At 63.5% G+C, this 21,633-nt stretch carries 15 protein-coding genes; 5 read left to right on the top strand and 10 right to left on the bottom strand.

The window, feature by feature from the left end:
• The 6 genes from Q0072_RS04965 to Q0072_RS04940 form a co-directional block, all read right to left on the bottom strand.
• Positions 1-1,004, bottom strand: a 1,004-nt coding sequence (locus Q0072_RS04965) for a glucokinase (protein WP_298326585.1), incomplete at its 3' end; no start/stop codon positions are given.
• A 6-nt stretch (positions 1,005-1,010) separates the two neighbouring features.
• Entirely contained in the window at positions 1,011-2,828 is a 1,818-nt protein-coding gene (gene edd / locus Q0072_RS04960) for a phosphogluconate dehydratase (protein ID WP_298326582.1), read from the bottom strand.
• Between the two features lie 29 nt (positions 2,829-2,857).
• Positions 2,858-3,589, bottom strand: coding sequence for a 6-phosphogluconolactonase (gene pgl / locus Q0072_RS04955; RefSeq protein ID WP_298326579.1), 732 nt, complete (start codon positions 3,587-3,589; stop codon positions 2,858-2,860).
• The gene (gene zwf, locus Q0072_RS04950; protein WP_298326577.1) at positions 3,582-5,063 is read right to left on the bottom strand and encodes a glucose-6-phosphate dehydrogenase; all 1,482 of its coding nucleotides are present in this window, start codon (positions 5,061-5,063) and stop codon (positions 3,582-3,584) included. Before zwf ends, pgl begins: the two co-directional genes overlap by 8 nt.
• Positions 5,064-5,280: 217 nt before the next feature.
• Positions 5,281-7,953, bottom strand: a complete 2,673-nt coding sequence (gene ppc / locus Q0072_RS04945) for a phosphoenolpyruvate carboxylase (RefSeq protein ID WP_298326574.1) — start codon at positions 7,951-7,953, stop codon at positions 5,281-5,283.
• 342 nt (positions 7,954-8,295) lie between these two features.
• The gene (locus tag Q0072_RS04940) at positions 8,296-8,679 is read right to left on the bottom strand and encodes a group III truncated hemoglobin (RefSeq protein WP_298326570.1); all 384 of its coding nucleotides are present in this window, start codon (positions 8,677-8,679) and stop codon (positions 8,296-8,298) included.
• A 153-nt stretch (positions 8,680-8,832) separates the two neighbouring features.
• Here Q0072_RS04940 and Q0072_RS04935 point away from each other — a divergent pair, with 153 nt between their 5' ends.
• The 5 genes from Q0072_RS04935 (at position 8,833) to Q0072_RS04915 (ending at position 16,686) form a co-directional block, all read left to right on the top strand.
• Positions 8,833-9,450, top strand: coding sequence for a hypothetical protein (locus Q0072_RS04935; protein WP_298326566.1), 618 nt, complete (start codon positions 8,833-8,835; stop codon positions 9,448-9,450).
• A 120-nt stretch (positions 9,451-9,570) separates the two neighbouring features.
• Complete coding sequence (gene pepN / locus Q0072_RS04930; protein WP_298326563.1) at positions 9,571-12,279, top strand: aminopeptidase N; 2,709 nt, start codon at positions 9,571-9,573, stop codon at positions 12,277-12,279.
• 128 nt (positions 12,280-12,407) lie between these two features.
• Positions 12,408-12,965 carry a response regulator gene (locus Q0072_RS04925; RefSeq protein ID WP_298326561.1) on the top strand — a complete coding sequence of 186 codons (558 nt, stop codon included), beginning with the start codon at positions 12,408-12,410 and terminating at the stop codon, positions 12,963-12,965.
• A gap of 175 nt (positions 12,966-13,140) precedes the next feature.
• Entirely contained in the window at positions 13,141-15,735 is a 2,595-nt protein-coding gene (locus Q0072_RS04920; protein ID WP_298326559.1) for an ATP-binding protein, read from the top strand.
• A gap of 33 nt (positions 15,736-15,768) precedes the next feature.
• The gene (locus tag Q0072_RS04915) at positions 15,769-16,686 is read left to right on the top strand and encodes a DMT family transporter (RefSeq protein WP_298326556.1); all 918 of its coding nucleotides are present in this window, start codon (positions 15,769-15,771) and stop codon (positions 16,684-16,686) included.
• Here the strand turns inward: Q0072_RS04915 and Q0072_RS04910 are convergent.
• The 4 genes from Q0072_RS04910 to Q0072_RS04895 all read right to left on the bottom strand — a co-directional run bounded on the left by Q0072_RS04910 (position 16,678) and on the right by Q0072_RS04895 (position 21,416).
• Positions 16,678-17,226: a periplasmic heavy metal sensor gene (locus tag Q0072_RS04910; RefSeq protein ID WP_298326553.1), complete on the bottom strand. Its 549-nt coding sequence runs from the start codon at positions 17,224-17,226 to the stop codon at positions 16,678-16,680. The two genes, Q0072_RS04915 and Q0072_RS04910, sit on opposite strands and share 9 nt — an antisense overlap.
• Positions 17,226-17,663: a hypothetical protein gene (locus tag Q0072_RS04905; RefSeq protein WP_298326549.1), complete on the bottom strand. Its 438-nt coding sequence runs from the start codon at positions 17,661-17,663 to the stop codon at positions 17,226-17,228. Before Q0072_RS04905 ends, Q0072_RS04910 begins: the two co-directional genes overlap by 1 nt.
• A gap of 12 nt (positions 17,664-17,675) precedes the next feature.
• A complete protein-coding gene (locus Q0072_RS04900) occupies positions 17,676-18,353 on the bottom strand; it encodes an RNA polymerase sigma factor (protein WP_298326547.1) in 678 nt (225 codons plus the stop codon).
• 108 nt (positions 18,354-18,461) lie between these two features.
• Positions 18,462-21,416: a bifunctional [glutamine synthetase] adenylyltransferase/[glutamine synthetase]-adenylyl-L-tyrosine phosphorylase gene (locus Q0072_RS04895; protein WP_298326545.1), complete on the bottom strand. Its 2,955-nt coding sequence runs from the start codon at positions 21,414-21,416 to the stop codon at positions 18,462-18,464.
• Positions 21,417-21,633 lie beyond the last annotated feature (217 nt).

Here is a 21,633-nt window from a genome sequence, read left to right as displayed (position 1 = left end):
TCAGCGTCCGTCAAGGCGTTGGCCGCCCCGATCAGGGCCGCACATTCATGGGTGATGATGCGCGACGGAATGGCCTCCACATAGGAGACCAGCGGGGCCTTGGCCTCCATGCGGGCGCGGAAGCGCGCTTCGTCGATATATTTGGCCAGCTTGGGCGCGATACCCCCGGCGATAAACAGGCCCGCCGTCGCCCCGTGGCACAGGCTGAGGTCACCCGCGACCGAGGCCAGAATATCGAGGAAGGTTTCGACCGTATAACGCGAACCCTGCGCATCGGGACCATCCAGATGGGTGATCTGAGCCGGGGTCAGCTCCAGCGTCGGTTCGCCGCGCACATTGGTCACGGCCCTATAGAGATTGACGAGGCCCGGGCCGGACAGAACCATTTCAATGGTCACGCGCCCGTGCTTTTTCGACAGGAAGCGGTGGAGTTCGCGCTCGAAATCATTGACCGGCGCCCACGAGGCATGGCCGCTTTCGGTCGAGAGGCAATAGGGACCATAGGGGCCACCCACCAGCACCGAAGCGCCGAAGCCGGTGCCTGCACCCATCACGGCGTGCACATTGCCCTTGCCTTCGCGCAGCGGCCCGATACGGCGGGTGTCTTCGTCCTGAAGGTGCGGCAGGGCATAGGCCAGACCGGCATAGTCGTTGATCAGGCGCACCTTGCGCGCAGAGGTGTGATGCGCCAGCTCAGTTTCCGTCACCAGCCAGTCGAGATTGGTGAATTTGATGGCCCCGTCATTGACCGGCCCGGCCACGGCGATGACCGAAAAATCGAGGTCCGGACGCCCGCTCAAACCGCCGAAATAGTCGTCGATGACGGCGTAGAGGTCCTTATAGCCATCCGTATGGAAGCTCTTGAACTCCGTCAGCTTCGTCTGACCGCCGCCCCGTTCGGCAATGGCAAAGCGCGCATTGGTCCCGCCGATATCACCGACAAGGCCTCTGAACACCTGTGACGAAGCTGAAAAGGTGGTCTGATTATCGAAAAGCGCCGTCATAATACCTTACCAGAAAACGGAGCCGCCTGAGACGGCTTCGCCGACCAGACGCCTGAACGGCGCGAAAAGCTCACGCCCCAGACCGTCGGCATCCGCCGGTCGGGGTGCGCTTTCCCGCGCCATCAATTGCGCTTCATCACCTATGAAGCTCAGGTTCCCGTTTTCACAGTCCACGCGCACAATGTCCCCTGACCGTAGTTTTGAGATCGGTCCGCCGTCAACGGCTTCTGGGGTCAAATGGATGGCCGAAGCCACCTTACCACTGGCCCCCGACATGCGTCCATCCGAGACAAGGGCCACCTTGCGGCCCTGATCCAGCATGGCCGACAGGGAGGGAGTCAGGCTGTGCAGCTCAGGCATACCGTTGGCTTTTGGCCCCTGAAAGCGCACAACGCAAATAAAATCGCCTTCCGGGAGCCTATTTTCCTTAAAGGCTTTCAAAAAATCGTCCTGATCGTCAAAAACGGCGCACGGGCCTTCGACGACGCGGTGCTCAGCCTTGACCGCCGAAATCTTGGTCACCGCCACGCCCAGATTGCCGCGTAGCTCACGCAATCCGCCTTCGGGCGAGAACGGGTTGGTCACCGGGCGCAGGATGTCGAGGTCGAGCGATTCGGCGGGCGCATCGACCCACACCAGTTGCCCGTCGCGTAAGCTCGGTTCCTTGCCATAGGCGGCCAGACCCGGCCCCCAGACGGTATTGACATCGGCGTGCAGCAGACCGGCCGACAGCAGTTCCTTGATGACAAAGCCGATACCACCCGCCGCGTGGAAATGGTTCACATCGGCCGAGCCGTTGGGATAGACGCGTGCCAAAAGCGGCACGACGCCCGACAGGTCATTCATGTCTTCGGGCTTGAGGACGATCCCGGCGGCACGCGCCATGGCCGGCAGGTGCAGGGCGTGATTCGTCGAACCGCCGGTGGCCAGAAGCCCGACCACGCCGTTGACGATGGCGCGTTCATCAATCACATCGGCCATATAGGCCGGCGCCTCGCTGAGCGCCGAGGCCTTGGCGGCCCGTTCGACCGCGGCGCGGGTCAGGGCGTCACGCAGCTCACCGCGCGGCGGCACGAAGGCCGCGCCCGGTACGTGCAGGCCCATGATTTCCATCAGCATCTGGTTGGAATTGGCCGTGCCGTAGAAGGTGCAGGTGCCTTCCGAATGATAGGAGGCCATTTCCGCGGCCAAAAGCGCGTCGCGCCCCACCTCGCCCTTGGCGTACTGGGTGCGAATCTTGGCCTTTTCCGGATTGGGCAGGCCTGACGGCATCGGGCCCGACGGCACGAAGATCACCGGCAGGTGGCCAAAAGCCAGCGCCCCCATGACCAGCCCCGGCACGATCTTGTCGCAGATGCCCAGCATCAGGGCCGAATCAAACGCATCGTGGCTCAAGGCAATGGCCGTGCTCATGGCGATGACATCACGCGAAAACAGGCTCAGTTCCATGCCCGGCTTGCCTTGGGTCACGCCGTCGCACATGGCCGGGACGCCCCCAGCCACCTGAGACGTAGCCCCCACATGGCGGGCATAGTCGAGGATCTTTTCCGGATAGCGGTAATAGGGGGCGTGCGCCGACAGCATGTCGTTATAGGCGGTGACCACGCCGATATTGGGCACCTTATCGAGCGCCAGAGCCAGCTTGTCCGTCTCGGTCATCGGAGCGGCGACGTGGGCGTAGTTGGCGCAGGACAGCTTCTTGCGGCGCGGCTCACGCGACTTGTAGCGCTCGACGCGGGCCAGATATTCGGCGCGCGTGGCTTTTGAGCGCGCGATGATGCGGTCGGTGACGGACTTGAGGACGGGATGAAGCTCGGTGGTCATGTTATCTTTTCGCTGTTGAAGGCCGGCCGTTACGGACACCAGACGATGTCAACGGGCACGGGGCATTGGGCGAGGAAAGCACCGATGGGCGCGGTGTCGGGGTTGGGATCGGCGATGGCGGCCATGAGCGCGTCGCGCTTTTCCTGACCGGTGATATATAGCACGATCCGGCGCGAGCGGTTGAGGGCCTTCACGGTCAATGTGATGCGCGGCAGTTTCGGCTCTGCGCCGCCACTGGCCGGGGCGACCGGCAGGACCAGCGCGTCCGTGTCATAGACCGTGGCATTGATCGCATGGTCGGGGAAGATCGAGGCGTAGTGCTTGTCCGGCCCCATGCCCAGCAGGGTCAGGTCAAACGCCGGGGCGTCACCATTATTGAAGCCGCGCAGCAGGCTTTCCGCCTTTTGTGCACACAGGCCCGCGTCGCTGAGATCACGGATCAGGGTGTCAAAGCGCATCCCTTTGGCAATCACCGGCGCGGCGGCCTCGGCCATCATCTTTGTATTGGAGGCCGCGTCATCGACCGGCACGAAGCGCTCATCGACCTGAGACAGGGTGACTTTGTCCCACGGCAGGTCCAGTGTCGCAAGCTGCTGATAGACCGGCTTGGGCGTGCCGCCCCCGGCCCCGATCCACAGGGCCTGACCACGTTCGGCAATGGCCGCCGACAGGGCCTCGGCAATGGCCGCCAGCACGGCGGTTTCGGCCTCGGCCGCGCTATCGAAGGTGCGCAGGCTGTGAATGCCGATGGCCTCAGTCATTCCACACCCGATGGTCGCGGTCGAGCAGCATATAGGCGCTCATCGGGCCATTGGTCCCGGCGGGGTAGATTTGCGGCTTGGGATAGGCTTCGGCCCACGCCGCCGAAATGCCATCGACCCACGCCCAGGCGGCTTCGACCTCATCGCGGCGCACGAAGGCGGCATTGTTGCCGTTCAGCGCATCGAGGATCAGGCGCTCATAGGCGATGCGGCGACGCGGTGGCTTATCACCATTGCTATCGAACGCGCTTTGCAGCGACAGCGACAGGTCGAGCGGCTGAAGCTGCATGCCGTCGGCGCTAAGACCCGGTGCTTTGTTCATCACCGTCAGCTTGATGTCTTCGTCCGGTTGCAGACGGATGACCAGCCGGTTGGGCTGCGCCGCCGAGCCGAAGATCGAATGCGGCACCGGGCGGAACTGGACTACCACCTCAGTGGTGCGCGACGGCAGGGTCTTGCCCGTGCGCAGATAGAAGGGCGTGCCGGCCCAGCGCCAGTTGGCGATTTCGGCCTTAATGGCGACATAGGTTTCGGTGTTGGAGGGCGAGCCCTTTTCGGCCTCATAGCCCGCCACCTGCTTGCCTTCGGCAAAACCCGGACCGTACTGACCGCGCGCCGTCACATCGCGCACATTATCGGCGGTGATCGGCTTCAGCGAACGCAGCACCTTGACCTTTTCGTCACGCAGCGCATCGGCGTTGAAGTTGGACGGCGGCTCCATAGCCAGCAGGCAGACCAGTTGCAGCAGGTGGTTCTGCACCATGTCGCGCAGCGCGCCGTAATCATCGTAATAGCCCAGACGATCGCCTGTACCGACGGTTTCCGAAACGGTGACCTGCACGTGGTCGATCGACTGCGCGTTCCACAGCGGCTCAAACACCGTATTGGCAAAGCGCAGGGCCAGCAGGTTCTGCACCGTCTCCTTGCCCAGATAGTGGTCGATGCGGAAGGTGCGCGCTTCGTCGAAGGCGTGGGCAACCGAATCGTTGATTACCTTCGAAGAGGCCAGATCACGCCCCAGCGGCTTTTCAATGATGACGCGGTTGGGCGCCTTGCTCAGGCCGGCACTTTCCAGATGTTCGCAGATCGGCTTGAACAGCGACGGCGACACGGAGAGGAAATAGACGACCTCAAGCGCCTCAGGCTCACCCAGTTCGGCCTTCAGCTTGGCGCCCCACTGTGGGTCGGAAGCATCGAGCGCGATATGGCTGAGGCGCGGCAGGAACTGATCGAGCGTGGTGGCTTCGAGATCGGCCCCGATGCGCTTTTGCACAGCGGCGCTGACGCGCTCAAGGAAGGCCGGGCGGTCCACCGCCTCACGCGCGACCGAAATGATGCGCAGGTCCTTATCCAGAAACCCGTCCTGATCCAGCATAGCCAGAGACGGCCACAACATGCGCAGCGCCAGATCACCGGTGCCGCCGACAAGGACGAAGACGGGTTTACGGTTCGCGGTAAAAGTCGATAAGCTCACGATAGGGTTCCTGGGTCTTGGCGGGTGACGTCGGGCCTTTTTAGCAGGCGGCTTATTACGCAAACGTCACAGCGCGTCAAAAAATTTTGACAGCGCTGTCATAACGCGCGTCCGCCTGCGGGTCAAGCTGGGAATTCGCTCTGACTCTGTATATAGGGGCCGGGGCTGCGCCTCAAGGTATTAAATTGGTATTATCGCGGTACGGACGCTGTATACCCTACCCCGTATTGCGCAGGGCCGAGGCGATGCCGTTGACGGTCAGTTGCATGGCCAGCTTGACCAGCTTGTGCTTGTTGCCTTCGCGGCGCTTTTTCAAAAGCTTGACCTGCATGCGGTTGAGCGTCTGGAGCAGGGCGTGCGAGCGTTCAATAGAGCCGCGCAACTGCTCATGGGTGGACAGAAGCGTGCCTGCCTTGCGGATGCGCTTGGCCAGCGCCGTCATCTCTTCGTGCTCCTGACGGATGGTGGCGAAGATGCGCTGCGCCTCGACCGGATCAGAGGCCATGCCGGCATAGAGCGCCGCCATTTCCATGTCCGACTTGGCCAGCGCCATCTCCATATTGGCCAGGAAGACCTCGAAGAAGTCCCATTCATTGCACATGTCGATCAGGGTCTGATCATCGACCCCCAGCGCCTTGACCGCGGCGTTGAAGCCGTAGAAGCCCGGCAGGACCATGCGCGACTGCGACCACGAAAAGACCCACGGGATGGCGCGCAGGTCCTCGATCTTGCCCGACCTGGTGCGCGAGGCCGGGCGCGAACCGATCTTGAGGTCGGAAATCTCCGAAATCGGCGTCACCGAGCGGAAGAAGTCGAGGAAGTGCGGGTCGTCATAGACCAGCGCGCGATAGGCCTCGAATGAGGCCTTACACAACTGATCCATCAGCGGGCCGTACTTGGCTTCGGCCTCGGATTCCTTGATGTGGTGGGCGTCACGCGCCTTGACCGGCAAGGAGGCGAGGAACACCGCCGCCGCGAAGGAATCGAGCGTCTTGCTGGCCGTTGTCTGGTTGCCGAACTTGCGCGCGATCATTTCGCCCTGTTCGGTGACGCGGATCTGACCTCCGACCGTGCCTTCGGGCTGGGCCATGATGGCGTTGTAGGACGGGCCGCCGCCGCGACCGACCGAACCGCCGCGACCGTGGAACAGACGCAGCGCCACGCCCTTCTGATTGCACACCGCCTTGATGGCCGATGAGGCCTTATGCAGGCTCCAGCGCGAGGCCGTATAGCCGCCGTCCTTGTTGGAGTCCGAATAGCCGAGCATGACCTCCTGCACCGCCGGACGCCCCATCAGCGAGCGCATGGCCGGCAGACCCAGCCAGCGCTTCATGATGTCCGGCGCAGCCTCAAGGTCTTCGATGGTTTCAAACAGCGGCGACACGCGGATCATGGTGTGCGGCGACGGCCCACCATAGACCAGACCGGCCTGTTTCAGCAGCACCAGCGGCTCAAGGATGTCCGACACCGACTTGGCCATCGACACCACATAGGCCCCGATCGCGTCCGGCCCGAAGGTGCGGATCACTTCGGCCGCCGCGTCGATGATGCGCAGTTCGCGGCGCGTCTCATCGGAATATTTGGCGAAGGGCCAGCGCAGCAGGCGGTCATTGGTCAGCTCCGCCACCAGCGCCGACACGCGCTCGTTTTCCGACAGCGAGCTGTAATCCAGCAGTTCCGACGACTGCGCAAACAGTTCGGCAATCACGCGCTCATGCACAGCGGAGTTTTGCCGCATGTCGAGCGACAACAGGTGGAAACCACACGAGCGGGCGATCTGGATGGTGCTTTTCAGCGTCCGCCCGACCAGCCGCTTGCCGCCATATTCGATCAGCGAATCGCGGATAATCAGCAGGTCACGCACAAAGTTTTCCGACGTCTCATAGGCCCCGGCCAGCGGCGAAGCCAGCGGGTGCGGCAGTTTGAGAATGGCCTGCCAGGTCGAAGCCAGCCGCGTCTTGATAAAGGTGATGGCGCGGCGATAGGGCTCATCGACGCGGTGCACATTGGTGTCGGACGATTTGCGCGCCAGCTCCAGCAGCGCATCGGTGACCGGCGCCAGTTCCTCGGACAGGGTCAGTTCGATATCAAGCTTGTCCAGTTGCTGGAAATAGAAGTCGAGCACCAGCTTCGCCTGATTGTGGAAGGCGTAGTTCATCGTGGTGTCATCGACGTGCGGGTGGCCGTCGCGGTCACCGCCGATCCACGAGCCGAGTTTCAGCACGTTGGGCAGTTCGCCCTCCAGCTCGATCTCACGATTCCAGTCGCCATAAAGTTCAACCAGCGCCGGCAGGATGGCGCGACGCACGGCCCCCAGCGAGTTCTGAATCTCGTCGGCGACCGTGATGCGTTCGGGGCGATTGAGGCGCGTATTGAACAGCAGCGCCACAGCGCGGAACAGGTCTTCTTCCAGCGCCTTACGCTCCGAGGCGCGGGTCGTGCGCTCATAGGCCGACAGGAACTGCGTAATGTCGTATTCGCGCTCCACCACCGAGGCGCGGCGCATTTCGGTCGGGTGCGCCGTAAACACCGGCGAGGCCAGAATGCCGTTCAGCGTCTCTTCGATCTCGGCCTGCGAATGGCCCTTGGCGCGCGCCTGCTGCACCGCATTGGCCAGAGTGATGGCCTCCTGCGTGCCCGGAAAGGTCTCGACACGCTTGAGATTGGCCACGTCTTCTGACAGGACGGTCAGGGTGGACAGGCAGGTCAGGACGCGCGCCGCGTGGGCGGCCTCGGATTCGCTTAAGTCATCGACATCGGCATTGTCGGCGCGCAGGGCCTCGATCTTCGACAACACACTGCCGCGCCCGAAACTGTTGACGGCGTCAGTCAGAAACCCCTCCAGCATGGCGGTGTTCTGCTTGACGTGATCGATCATGGCGTCGGTCATCGGCGGGCCTCCTGAGTCTGTGTCGGTGCAGCCTGAGGCGTGTGCGGGAACCGGGCGGGTCTGAGCGTACCGGTAAGCGGCATCGGCTCAGGGCAGGCAAGGCTGAGGACACACAAAACCTGCCGCAGACGGCAGACCTCAGGCAGGAATTTCTCCACCCTAGCGCAAAATTTGTGCGCCGCAAGAGGGTTTGGGCGCAGATTTTTGCACCGCGATAATATGACGAATAATTACAAACGCTTGCCCTCTGACCGCAGGGCAAGAAAATTAAATGTCTGACTAGATTGAAGAAAAAGCCGTTTAGTTTGAAACATATACCGTATCCGAAGATAGCGGTAACACTTATCTCAACATTTCGTTCATGGCCTGCGCCGCCTGAAACGACTGACCGATGCGCCAGGCTTTTTCACGCAGCGCCTCGGCGCGCGGCCCGTCAAACACCTCAGCCGTCGTTTCCGCCCACAGGTCGAGCCAACGGTCGAAATGCTGACGTTTCAGCGGCAGGGCCAGATGTTTGGGCAGGGGTCGTCCCTTGAACAGCGGCATGTCCGGGCGCGGGCCGTTCATCACCATACTCCAGAAGGCGGTCAGCATATCGAAATGCGCCGGCCAGTCGTCAACGGCGGCGTCAAACACCGGCCCCAGCAGGGCATCGATACGCGCCCGCTCATAGAAGCGTTCGACCAGACGGCGCAGGTCAGCGGGGGCAAAGGTCGGATCACTCATGCTCATCTCTTAACACGCCTTAACCGCACTCCCTCACCAAATGCTAAAGCCTGTGCGTTAGGGTCGGGTCTGGCGCCTGAGCGGTTAACACCCGCCACGTCGCCGCGCCATGTGACAAATCACCCGCGTACAGTTTGCGTCAAAGGAACTAAGATGGCCAAGGCTGTTTTCCATCGAAATCAACGTGTTTATGTCGAGCCCGTCGGCACCTGGGCCATGATCGAACAGGTGAAGCCGGTGTGGGTCGCGGGCTTTGAGGAACCGATCCGCGTCACCTATGACTGCGGTCTGGGGCGCGATTTCCGCGCTGAGGAACTGACGGCGGAAACCGAGATTGAGGCGGCACCGGGCGAAGCGCCGGGGCATACGCCGTGGCGGCTGATGCGGGCGCGCAACCGCGTGCAGGCCGTCGAAGATTGCGCCCACCACCCCTATCCGGGCACCTATCCGGTGGTCGTCACCGACCCCAATGACTGGGGCGGCTGGCGCGTGCCAGGGGCCGAGTACGACCGCGATCCGGCCCTGATCGAGATGCAGGCCCGCCTGATTACGGCGGCCCCGCGCTTTTTCAATCTGGCCCGCGAACTGAGCGACTATGTGAAAAACAACGACACCCCGGCCCTGCCGGAGCCCCTGCTGCGCATCGCACGGCGCTTTGAGCAACTGCGCCGCGTAATCGAAACGCCGCCGCCCGACGCCCAGACGCGCCCGATGGAGCCCCCGATAGAGCCTCAGCCGGAACCGGAAATCAGCGCCACAGCCGCGGAATAAAAATTCCAATCGGTTGCCTACCGAAAATTGGGTAGGGCCGCATTGGCTTTTTGCAAGACTATGCAAGGATGGACGGCTAATCTGTTGCCGACCTGCTTTGTTTTGCGAGACGCCGCGCGTATGTACCGTACCGATATCGCCCGCCCCATCCGTCTGACCGATTACCGCGCGCCGGATTTTGTCATAGCTGAAACGCATCTGGCGTTTGATCTGCACCCGACGCAGACGCAGGTGCGGGCGACCTATCGCATCGAACGGCGCGGTGCCGCGGACGCCCAGCTGGTCCTGCTGGGTGAGCGGCTGACCCTCAAAGCGCTGCGCCTTGAAGGCGTCGAACTGACGCCCGACGCCTACACCCTGTCGCCGGAATGCCTGACCGTCCCCGGCGTGCCCGACCGCTTCACGCTGGAGGTCGAGGTCGAGATCAATCCGCAGGAGAACAAGACGCTGGAAGGGCTCTACATGTCCTCCGGCCGTTACTGCACGCAGTGCGAGGCCGAGGGCTTTCGCAAGATCGTCTATTTCCCCGACCGGCCGGACGTGCTGTCGAAATATACGGTGCAACTGCGCGCGCCGAAGGCCGGTTTCCCGCGCCTTCTGTCCAATGGCAATCTGATCGACAGCGGTGAAGAGGGGGACGCCCACTACGCCGTATGGGAAGACCCCTTCCCCAAGCCGGCCTATCTGTTCGCGCTGGTCGCCGGCGAACTGGACGTCCTCGAAGACCACTTCGTCACGATGTCGGGGCGCACGGTGGATCTGAAAATCTTCGTCGATCCGGGCATGAGCGCGCGCGCCGCCTACGCCATGGACGCGCTGAAACGTTCGATGCGGTGGGACGAAGCGACCTATGGCCGCGAATACGACCTCGACCTGTTCATGATCGTCGCCGTGCGCGATTTCAATTTCGGGGCGATGGAGAACAAGGGGCTCAACATCTTCAACGCCTCGCTGCTGCTGGCCGATGCGCAAACGGCCACCGATCTCGACTATGAGCGCATCGAAAGCGTTGTGGCGCACGAATATTTCCACAACTGGTCCGGCAACCGCGTCACCTGCCGCGACTGGTTCCAGTTGTGCCTGAAAGAGGGCCTGACCGTCTTCCGCGATCAGAGCTTCTCCGGTGATCAGCGCGGCCACGCGGTGCAGCGCATCAAGGATGTGAAGATGCTGCGCGCGCGGCAGTTTCCGGAAGACGCCGGGCCTCTGGCCCATCCGGTGCGCCCGGCCGCCTATCTGAAGATCGACAACTTCTACACCGCTACCATCTACGAAAAGGGCGCGGAAATCGTCGGCATGTTGAAGACGGTCGTGGGCGCGGACACCTACCGCCGCGCGCTCGACCACTATTTCGATACGCACGACGGCACGGCGGCGACGCTGGAAGACTTCCTCAGCAGCTTCGAGGCCGTTACGGGTCAGGACTTTTCGCCCTGGCTGAAATGGTACGTGCAGGCCGGCACGCCCACGCTCCGCATCGACGCCACCTATGACGCAGACACGCAGCGTCTGACCCTCAACGTGGCGCAGATAACGCCCCCGACCCCGTCGCAGGCGCATAAGGCCCCGGTGGCGATCCCGGTGCGGCTGGGCCTGCTGTCTGAGGCCGCTGCACCGCTGAGTTTTGTTCACGCGGGCGAAAGCGTGACGGAGGCGTTGTTCCTGTTGAGCGAGGCGCAGGCGCGATGGGTACTGGACGCGGTGAGCGAAGTGCCGGTGATCTCGGCCCTGCGCGGCTTCTCCGCCCCGGTCAAGCTGACGCTGGACGAGCCAGAGGCGCACCGTTTTGCCCGCTTCCGCGGCGATCCCGACCCATTCAACCGCTGGGAGGCCGCCCAGAGCCTTGCCAAGGCCCTGATCCTCGATCCGCAAGGCGACGCCGCCGCCTATGCCGAGGCCCTGCGCGCCACCCTGACCGATCCGGCGCTGGATGCGGCGTTCAAGGCGCTGATGACTGGCCTGCCGACCGAGATGGACCTGGCGCAGAACCTGACGCCGGTCGATCCGGCCTTCATCCATGCGCGGCGCAAGGCCTTCAAGGCCGAGCTGGCGGCCGCGCTGAAAACCGATGCCGAAGCCCTCTATGCGGCCCTGCCTGCCGAGCCGACCTTCAGCCCGGATGCCGCTTCGGCTGGCCGCCGCGCCCTGCGTAACGCCCTGCTTGATCTGATCGTCGCCGCCCCTGACAGTGACGCGGATGGGAGCGAAGCGACTAGCGACCAAGCGGGAGCGCAGGCTACGCGCCGCCCGGAGGGCGCAGCCCATCTCGAACGAGATGCGGCGAAGCCCCTGAGCGCAAAACAAAAAATCGCCGAGGCGCACTACCATGACGCCAGCAATATGACCGACCAGATGGCCGGTCTGTCGGCCCTGTCGCAGATCCACGGCGCCGCGTATCAGGCGGCGCTGGACGACTTCTATGCGCGCTTTAAATCCGAGCCGCTGGTGCTCGACAAATGGTTTGCGGTGCAGGCGGCCTGTGCCCATCCGGAAACCCTGACGCGCATGCGTTCCCTTGTCACGCACCCGGACTTTGACCGCAAGGTGCCCAATCGCTGGCGCGCCGTGGCGCAAGCCTTCGCCGCCAATAACCCAGCCATTTTCCACGACGCCTCCGGTGAAGGCTATGCCTTTATCGCCGACGAAATCCTCAGCGTGGACCGCTTCAACCCGATGACGGCGGCACGCCTGATCGAAGCCTTTGGCGGCTTCAAGCGCTATGCCGAGCCGCACCGGGGCCTGATGCAGGCGGCGCTGGAGCGGATTATCGCCACCGAGGGCCTGTCGAAGAATGTCGGCGAACTGGCCGGAAAGGCGCTGGCGGGGTAACGTGCTCCCGTCAGCCCCACTCAAAGACGGCCGTTCGCTTAACCTGTTGACAAACTTTAAGGTTTAAAACTCTTCACAGAGGCCGCCCGCACGGCCTCTGTTTTGGTATGTGCGTAAGGGAGTCAAAAGTGGCGGGACTTGAACGCGTGCGGTTCATGGTGGTGGATGACAACACCCACATGATCCATATTGTGAAAACGATTTTGCGCGGTTTCGGTGCCACTCATGTGTTTGAGGCGCGCGACGCCGGCGATGCCTTTCAGCGTCTGCGCAACGATGCCATCGACATCGTGATCGTTGATTTCATGATGGAAGTGCTGGACGGGGTCGAATTCGTCCACATGGTGCGCAATTCCTCCGACAGCCCCAATCGCTACGTGCCCATCATCATGCTGACGGCGCATTCGGAACGCTCACGCGTCACCGCGGCGCGCGATGCTGGCGTCAACGAATTCTGCGCCAAGCCGGTGACGGCGCTGGAACTGTACCGCAAGGTCGCCGCCGTTATCGACAAGCCGCGTCCCTTCATCAAGACCGCCAACTATTTCGGGCCCGACCGCCGCCGCCGTCAGGACGCGAAGTATCAGGGCAAGGAACGCCGTGAGGGCTGGAGCGAGGATCACAAGCCGCCGGTTAAGGAGGCTGCACCGGCTGCGGACGAAAATGCAGCGGCCAAGGCGGATTGAGGCGGATTGAGGCGGAGGTTTTTTGCCCACAGCGCAGTGAGGCCGTCCCCTTTTTAACGACCGTAAGACTCTCGACAAAGGGTTAACGCGACGTTTACCCTTTCAGTTGTACCCGAATCAAAGCGGGTAACCTCTTTCCCGCCGCCCAAGCCCCCTTTCGGATTGCCCGACGCGCATGAAGCTCTTTTCGACACAGCCTGATCGCGAGGGAGCCCGAGGCGGCTCTGTCGCCCGGCTGGGCGGGGCTCAGGGCGGCGGATCGCTCAAATCCGGCCTGCTGACACAGGTCAGTCCCCGTATGCCCCTGTGGATGCGCGTCGGTGGCCTCAGCCTGGCGCTGGGCCTGATGCTGTTTGCGGCCATTTCGTCGGCGCGTCTGCAAAACGACCTCTCTTCAGGGCAGGCCGCGCGCGACAGTGCCGCCTATGGGCAGGCGCGACTGAATGCCCTGCGAGCCGACAAGGCCGTGTCCGTGGCCCGCACCGCCATGGAGGGGGCACTATCCACCTATGAGGCGGAGCCCGGCGCCGCTCAGTCCGCCGTGCAACGCGCGTTTGAGGCGTCGGCGGGCACACTGGCTTCACTGGCCCTTATCGACGCACAGGGCCGTATTGTAGCCCGCACCGGGCAGGATGAGGCCAGCCTTCTCAGTGAGGCGGCAAAGTCGGACGACAAGGCGTTTACGGCCGTGGCGCTGGGATCACGCCTGACGCGTACAGAGCGCGCCTATCTGGTGCGCACCCCCGCCCCCGGCCGTGTACGCGCCGTGGCAAGGCTCAATAATCCGCTGCGCGACGCCGAAAACACGCGCGACAATCAGATTATGCTGATCAATGCCGCCGGCGACATCCTGAGCGCTTCGGACGAGCGTCTGACCGGACAGAATATCCGCAAGGCCCTGACCGTCACCCCGGAACAGATACGCGACAATGCCAGTCAGGTCCGCATCAGTCAGGGCACGCTGGAAGAAAAAGGCTTTGTGCGTATCGCCGCCGCGCGCGAAGGCGAAAACGGTCTGACCACGCTTTATGTTGAACCATCGGGCGCCGTGGCCAGCGGAAGCTGGCTGGGGACGGCCTCCCTGTTTATCGGTCCGCTGATTATCGGGGCGCTGTTTGGTCTGCTGCTGATTGTGCAGGGACGGCGCAATTCCGAAACCGCGCGTCAGTATGAGGCCAAGGAGACCCGCTACCGGCTGGCCGTCGAAGCGGCGCGCTGCGGTATCTGGGAATGGGACCTCGAAAGCGATCAGGTCTTCATGTCCGAGGTCACCGGCGTCATGTTTGGCTGGGGCGGCAGCGGCGTGGCGACGACCAACGAAGTCCTGCTGCGCATCGCCCCCGAACACCGTGAAGCGGTGCGCAAGGCCCTGCTCAATGCGCGCGGCCACGGCGCGCTCGACGTGTCTTTCCGCGTGCCGGGCGACAATGGTCGCGCCATCTGGGTCGATGCGCGGGGTCAGGCGACCGGTCCGCGCGGCCCGGCGGGCTTTACGCGCCTGTCGGGCGTGGCGCTCGACGTTTCCGAAGAACGCGCGGCGCAATCGCGGGCCCAGCGCGCCGAAGCCCGCCTGACCGGGGCCATCAATTCGGTGTCGGACGCCTTCGTCCTGTGGGATCGCCGCGGGCGGCTGGTCATGTGGAATGAAGTGTTTGGCCACACCTTCAGCATCGACCCGCGCTTCCTTAAGGCGGGCACGTCGCGCGAACTGATCGAAAAGGTCATGGCCATCGCCATCCGCCGTCAGGAGCCGGTGATCGACGGCCGCGAAGGCGTGGTCGAAGCCGAACTGAACGACGGGCGCTGGATACAGATTTCCGAGAGCCGGACGCTGGAAGGCGGCACGGTCGTCACCGGGGCAGACATCACCGCCATCAAGATTCAGGAGGAGATGAGCCGGCGCAACGAAGAACAGCTTCAGGCCATGGTCGATAAGCTGGAACAGAGCCGCCGCATCCAGACCGACCTCGCCAAAAAGTACGAAATGGCCAAGATTCGCGCCGAACAGGCCAATCACGCCAAGTCGGAATTCCTGGCCAATATGAGCCACGAACTGCGCACGCCGCTGAATGCCATCAATGGCTTCTCCGAGATCATGGCGGGCGAAATGTTCGGGCCTTTGGGCCACGCGCGCTATAAGGAATATGCGGGCGATATCCTCAGCTCCGGTCAGCACCTGCTGGCGCTGATCAACGACATTCTTGATATGTCGAAGATCGAAGCGGGCAAGATGACACTGCGCTTTGAGCCCGTCTCGGTCGAAGAGGTGGTGGACGATACGCTGCGTCTGGTGCGGCAGCGGGCGGAAAAGGCGGGGCTCAAAATGCGCGTGCACCTGCCGCAACTGCCGGATATTCAGGCCGATTACCGCGCCCTGAAACAGATCCTGCTCAACATCCTGACCAATGCTATCAAGTTCACGCCGTCGGGCGGCACTATCACCGTGTCGGCGGTCCCGACCGACAGCTTCATGCACCTCTATGTCGCCGACACTGGCATCGGCATCGCCCCGAAGGACATGGAGCGTCTGGCCCGCCCGTTCGAGCAGATCGAAAACCAGTTCTCGCGCACCAAGGAAGGCACCGGCCTCGGCCTCGCCCTCACCAAGTCGCTGATCGAGATGCATTCGGGCCGTCTGGAGGTCGATTCCACCGTCGGTCAGGGCACCACGGTCAGCGTCATCCTGCCCCTGACCCAGACCAGCCCCGGGGCCAGTGCCGACGACACGCCGGATACCCCGGACACGTCGGGTCAGATCGCCGCGGCCTGAGATGGCTGAGGTCTGTTCCCCCTGCACCCGGCCGTGACGGACCGGCGCACCCTGTGGGGCATAGGCTGCGGCGTCATCGCCGGTGCCTTATGGGGCCTTGTGTTTCTCACCCCCGAACTGACGGCCGGCTTTACACCCTTGCAACTGTCCGCCGGGCGCTACGTCGCCTACGGCCTGATCGCCGCCGTGCTGATCGCCCCGCGCTGGAAACAGGTCTGCGCGCAGGTGGATGCCAAGGGCTGGCGCGCCCTGATCCGTCTCAGCCTGCTCGGCAATATCCTCTACTATGTCTGTCTGGCGCAGGCCGTGCAGTCGGGCGGCGTGGCCATGACGACCCTGATCATCGGCCTTTTGCCGGTCAGCGTCGCCGTGCTGGGCCGTCACGACAACGGCTCAGTGCCGTTGCGGCGTCTGGCCCTGCCGCTGGCGCTCGGCATGGCCGGTATCGCCTGCACCGTCTGGGGCAGCGTGGGGAGCGCGTCGGGTTCTCTATTTGGCATTGTCTGCGCCTTTGGGGCGCTGATCGCGTGGACGCTGTACGCCGTGGACAACAGCCGCTGGCTGAGCCGTCTCGATACGGTGTCGTCACAGGACTGGAGCCTGCTGACCGGTCTGGTCACCGGGGCGCTGGCGCTGGTTCTGGCTGTCCCTGCCTTCCTGCTGTCGCCGGGTACGCATTCGGGGGCTCAGTGGTGGGGCTTTGCCGGGCTGATGACGGGGGTGGCGCTGCTGTGTTCGGTGATCGGCAATGCCTTCTGGAACCGCGCCAGCCGCCTGCTCCCCATGACGCTGATGGGGCAGATGATCCTGTTCGAGACGCTGTTTGCCCTGCTCTACGGCTTCCTGTGGGAAGGCCGCTGGCCCCATCTGACGGAGGTCATCGCCATCGCCCTTCTGTGCGCCAGCGTGCTGACCTGCGCCGCCGCCCACCGACCGCGCAGATCAGCGTGAGGCCGAAGCGGCGGCCGCTTTCGACTTTTCTTCCGCCTTACGCACATCCGACAGCGCCTTGGAGCGCGCACGGAACGGCGTCTTGATCAGCGGTTCGGCGACCTTGGCGCGCTCCTCCTGCGGCAACTGGATCAGCAGCGAAATGACCGCCGTTTCGATCTTGTCCTTGGCCGAGGCCTCGGCGCGGCGCGCCTTGGTGATTTCGGCCTGAATGGCCACGGGGTCGGGTTTCGGCTGCAACATCAGCTCAGCGGCCGATTTGCGATAGGTGCGGCTCTGGTCCATATCGCCTTCACCGGCCAGCGCCGCATCAGTCAGGATCTGACGCGCCATTTCCTGATTGGCCGGGCTTAAGCCCTCGATCATATGCAGCAGGGCCGGAGACGACTTATCCGGCTTGGGGCGAAAGTGCTTGGACGCAATCACGCCGACGCCGATCAGCGAGCCCAGCAAAAACACATTGAGCGCCAGCGACACGCCCAGCCAGGTGCGGGCGGTGGGCCGCTTTTTCGAGGGCACGGGCACGACGGTCTCAGGCATTACCAGTTATCCACCTCGGCCAGACTGGCCGAGGCCAGCACCGCTTCGGCACGCGCTTCGGACAGGGTCATCAGCCCGATATTGACGCCGAAAATAATGCCCGCCGCACAGGCCGCCGCCAGACCGATACCCCCGGCCAGCCAGCGCCGACGACGCGGCCGCGCCGCAACCGGGGCCGGACGCGCGGCGACACCCGCCTGCATCATGCGCGCCAGCACCTCCCATTGCAGGGCCACGGAGGGTTCGACCTCCTCTGCCGACGACAGCCAGCTATCGAGCGTGCGCGCTTCGGCCAGCACGCGGCGCGCCACTTCCGGGTGCTGCTGCATGAACAACAGGGCGGCGGCGCGCTCCGCCTGCGGCCAACGCTGGGGTTCGGCCCCATAGGCCTCGACAATCGCTTCGAAGCGTTCGGATGTGATCTGAATGTGCATCATAACGCTCCTTTCCTAGATCTTATTGCCTTGAATAACTTTTAACACCGGTCGGCCACTGGCCGCTGAGCCGCCGATCAGGTCGCCGCGCGCCTCGCTCAGTTTGGCTTTGAGCTGCCGCCGCCCGCGCGACAGCAGGCTTTCCAGCGCCTCGACCGAAATCTCCATCAGGGCCGCCGCTTCGATATTGGACAGTTCCTGATAGTAGCAAAGGACGATGGCCACGCGCTGCCGTTCGGGCAGGGTCGAAAGGGCGGCTTCGACCGTCTGGCTCATCTGCTGCTGATCGAGCCGCCGGGTGGGGTTGGCCGTCGGATCGGCCAGTTCGATCTCCGTATGATCGACCATGTCGCGCCGCCGCCGCAGCCGGTCGTAACACAGATTGACCGCCACCTTATGCAGCCAGGTATCGACGCGCGCGCGGCCCGGCACCCACAACGGGGCCTGCTTCCACAGGCGCAGCAGGGCCTCCTGCGCCACGTCTTCGGCCTCGGCAGCATCATTGAGCAGACGCCGCGCCAGCGACAGGACGCGCGGCAGTTTGCGGGCCACGAGGGATTGCGTGGCGGCCGCGTCTCCGCGCGCCACAGCGGCAATCTGCGCCTCGTCCGGGTCAAAGCCCGTGGTCATGACCTGTCCTGTCCCCTGTTGTTTCGGGTGACGGTGTTCCGCCTCATGCGTCACATTACTCATAAGCGGGGCCTTTACGCAACAAGGGTTTAGGCAACCGTTTGCGGCCCGCTGACCGTCCCGGTTGTCATAGCCTTTCACGCGACACAGGGATAATTCCGTCGCTTGCGTTTATTCGCGCGGGGCGACCACGGTCTCAAACGCATTGCGGGCGCGTTTGCGCAGGTCTTTCAGCTTCTTTTCCAGCGTATCGAGACGGCGTGTGTGTACGGCGCGCGCCAGCTTGCGCTGAAACGCTTCCGGTTCTTTCGAAGGATCGTCATTGGCATCCAGCGACACACGCATCACCTGCGCCAGACTTTGCTGCACGCGCCAGGCGGCACTCAGCGCTTCGATGTCTTCCGCTCTCGCCAGACCGGCGCGCTGCATGGCCTGAAGCGCGGCAATGGTGCCGACGCGCAGCGGCCCGCCATTGGCGGCGTGCACCAGTTGCAGATACTGGGCGGCAAATTCGCAATCGACCTGACCGCCAACCACCAGCTTGAAATCCCAGAAATTTTTGGCGGGGCGCTCCTTCTCCATCAGGGCGCGCATATTGAGCACGTCCAGCGCCGTGCGCGCCTCAGACCGCGTGGCACGCAGGATGGTTTCGAGCTTCAGCCGCACCAGATCGGCGAAATCCTCGGACGTCGCCCAAACCACGCGGGCGCGCGTCAGGGCCTGAAACTCCCAGGTATCGGCGTCCTTGGTGTAGTAGTTTTCAAAGGCCGCCAGCGACACCGCCACCGGCCCCTTGGCCCCGGTGGGGCGCAGCTTCATGTCGATTTCGTACAGCGTGCCTTCGTGGGTCGGGGCCGAAAGGGCGGCGATCAGGCGCTGCGTAAAGCGGCCAAAGAAGGTTTCCGCCCCCCAGCCCTTGATCGACGACATTTCCGACGGATCATCGGGCAGATAGACGGTCATCAGATCGAGGTCGGAGCGCGCCGTCATCTCCTGTCCGCCCAGCTTGCCCAGCGCCAGAATGGCCACCTGCCCCGAGAGCTTTCCGCCCAGCCGCCGCACCTCCTCCAGCGCCAGCGGCGACAGATGGGTGATGCAGGCATCGGCCAGACGCGCATAGGCCGCGCCCGCCGCTTCGGTCGTCAGGCGGCCGTTGAGAATCTGCATCCCGATGCGGAACTGCTGCTCACGGCAAATGCGGCGTAGCGCATTCATGACGTTTTCCAGCGCGTTTTCCGGGTCAGGCGGCACGCGCTCGACCTCCGCCTTCATCAGACGGTCCAGTTCTTCGCCCAGCGGGTCGAAGAAGCCAGCGTCCAGCATGGCGTCGAAAATGGTCGGATGCCGCGACAAAAGCTGCGCCAGACGCGGGCTGAAGCCCATGATTTCGACAATCGCCTTAAACAGCTTGGGGTTGGCGAGGAACAGCGACTGAATCTGCACCCCGGCGCTGAGGCCCGAAAAGAAGACGGCAAAGCGCGTAAAGGCGATGTCGGGCGCGCCCGTCTCGTTCACCGCCTCCAGCAGGCGGGGCACCAGCCGGGTAAACAGTTCGCGGCCGCGTGGTGTGCGCGTCGCCGGAATGCGTCCGTGGTGCCAGCCGCGAATGGTCGCCGAAATCTGTTCCGGGTGCTCAAAACCCATGCGCGCCAGCGTCTTCAGCGTTTCCGGATCGTCCTCAACCCCGGTGAACACCAAGCTGCCGAAGGACGACGAAAGGTCTTCGGAATCGGAGAACAGCTCGCCATAGTGGCCATTGACCAGCCGAAGCGTCCGCGAGACGGCCAGATCGAAACGGCTGAGGTTGGAAAAGCCGCACATGGCGGCGACGCGCATCCGTTCGTCCTCGGCTTCGGGCAGGGTGTGGGTCTGCTCATCGGCGATCATCTGTACGCGGTGTTCCCAGTCGCGCAGGCGCACATAGGCCTGTTTCAGTTCCTTCGCCACCGCCGGGGCAAGATGCCCGGCACGGCGCAGGGCATCGAGGGCATCCAGCGTGCGGCGCGAGCGCAGGGACGGGTCGCGCCCACCGAGGATAAGCTGCTGCGTTTGAACGAAAAACTCGATTTCGCGGATACCACCAACGCCCAGCTTGAGATTGGCACCGGCAGGGTCTAGCCGCTCATCGACCTTATAGGTGTGGATCTGACGCTTGATCGACTGAATGTCGGCAATGGCCGGATAGTCGAGGCTGCGCCGCCAGATGAAGGGCGACAGGGCCTGCATGAAGGCCTTGGCCTCGATCATGTCGCCGGCGATGGGCCGCGCCTTGATGAAGGCGGCGCGTTCCCAGTTTTGCCCCACCGTCTCGTAATAGTTCAGGGCGAAGGGCACGCTGACCACGGTCGGCGTTGACGACGGGTCCGGGCGCAGGCGCAGATCGACGCGGAAGACGTAGCCGTCGCCGGTGCGCTCTGAGAGGATGTTCGACACACGCCGCGCCAGCCGATCGACAAAGACCTGCGCCTCCACGCCCTCTTTCAACGGCAGGGCGTCCCGCTCGGCAAAGAAGGTGATGTCGATATCCGACGAATAGTTCAACTCGCCTGCCCCGTGCTTGCCCATGGCCAGCACGAACAGGCCCGGCATCAGGCCGCGCTCACCCCTGAGGTCATAGTCGATCAGGCGGCCGCGGTCGCGTTCTTCGCGCACAGCCAGCGCGATCCCGGCATGGGTCACCGCATCGGCAAAGCGCGTCAGGGCAGCGGTGACGTGATCGAGCTTCCACACATCGCCCAGATCGGCCAGCGCCGTCAGCAGGTGGGTATCGGCCTTCAGGTGGCGCAGCACGCGCTTGGCGGCATCGACATCGAGCGTTTCGACCGTGTCCGCCTGATCGGCCAGCGCCTCGGTGGCCAGCAGGATGGCCTTTAAGCGCGCTTCGGGCGGCGACATCAGGGTTTCACGCAGGCGCTGCGGTTCGCGCCGCATCAGCCCGGCCAGATAGGGCGAGGCCCCAAGCACCGGCATCAGGGCCGGACCGGCGCGTTGCAGCAGGTCGGGCCAGCCTTCGGCCTCGGCCACTTCGGCAATCGCCTCATAGGCGTACAGCGCCGCGCCGTCGTTCAGCACCGGCCCGCAGGGATGCAGACGATCCACCAGCGAGGAGAAAAGAATATCCGCCATGCCCCTCTGTTAGGCGAATCGGGCCGCAGACACAAGGGTGGCCTTGGGTTTCCCTCTGTGCAAACGGTATACAGCCTTGATCAGACAAGCACCCGCGTGCGACCCTGAAGCGGCCTATACTTTCGTCCCGTTCGGTTCACGAAAATTAGAATAATATAAAAATAAGAAATCAAGACCAATACCGTCGAGATTTTCGAATTAACGCGTTATAAAGCGT

This window comes from Asticcacaulis sp. (genome assembly GCF_027484505.1).
Lineage (GTDB): Bacteria > Pseudomonadota > Alphaproteobacteria > Caulobacterales > Caulobacteraceae > Asticcacaulis.
This window is presented reverse-complemented; position numbering and strand designations above follow the sequence as displayed.

Excerpts from the sequence above, each read along its gene's own strand:
- pgl (WP_298326579.1), bottom strand. The coding sequence starts at position 3,589 with ATGACTGAGGCCATCGGCATTCACAGCCTGCGCACCTTCGATAGCGCG.
- Q0072_RS04895 (WP_298326545.1), bottom strand. The coding sequence starts at position 21,416 with ATGGCGGATATTCTTTTCTCCTCGCTGGTGGATCGTCTGCATCCCTGC.
- Q0072_RS04910 (WP_298326553.1), bottom strand. The coding sequence starts at position 17,226 with ATGCCTGAGACCGTCGTGCCCGTGCCCTCGAAAAAGCGGCCCACCGCC.
- Q0072_RS04940 (WP_298326570.1), bottom strand. The coding sequence starts at position 8,679 with ATGAGTGATCCGACCTTTGCCCCCGCTGACCTGCGCCGTCTGGTCGAA.
- Q0072_RS04905 (WP_298326549.1), bottom strand. The coding sequence starts at position 17,663 with ATGATGCACATTCAGATCACATCCGAACGCTTCGAAGCGATTGTCGAG.
- pepN (WP_298326563.1), top strand. The coding sequence starts at position 9,571 with ATGTACCGTACCGATATCGCCCGCCCCATCCGTCTGACCGATTACCGC.
- ppc (WP_298326574.1), bottom strand. The coding sequence starts at position 7,953 with ATGACCGACGCCATGATCGATCACGTCAAGCAGAACACCGCCATGCTG.
- Q0072_RS04920 (WP_298326559.1), top strand. The coding sequence starts at position 13,141 with ATGAAGCTCTTTTCGACACAGCCTGATCGCGAGGGAGCCCGAGGCGGC.
- edd (WP_298326582.1), bottom strand. The coding sequence starts at position 2,828 with ATGACCACCGAGCTTCATCCCGTCCTCAAGTCCGTCACCGACCGCATC.
- Q0072_RS04935 (WP_298326566.1), top strand. The coding sequence starts at position 8,833 with ATGGCCAAGGCTGTTTTCCATCGAAATCAACGTGTTTATGTCGAGCCC.
- Q0072_RS04900 (WP_298326547.1), bottom strand. The coding sequence starts at position 18,353 with ATGAGTAATGTGACGCATGAGGCGGAACACCGTCACCCGAAACAACAG.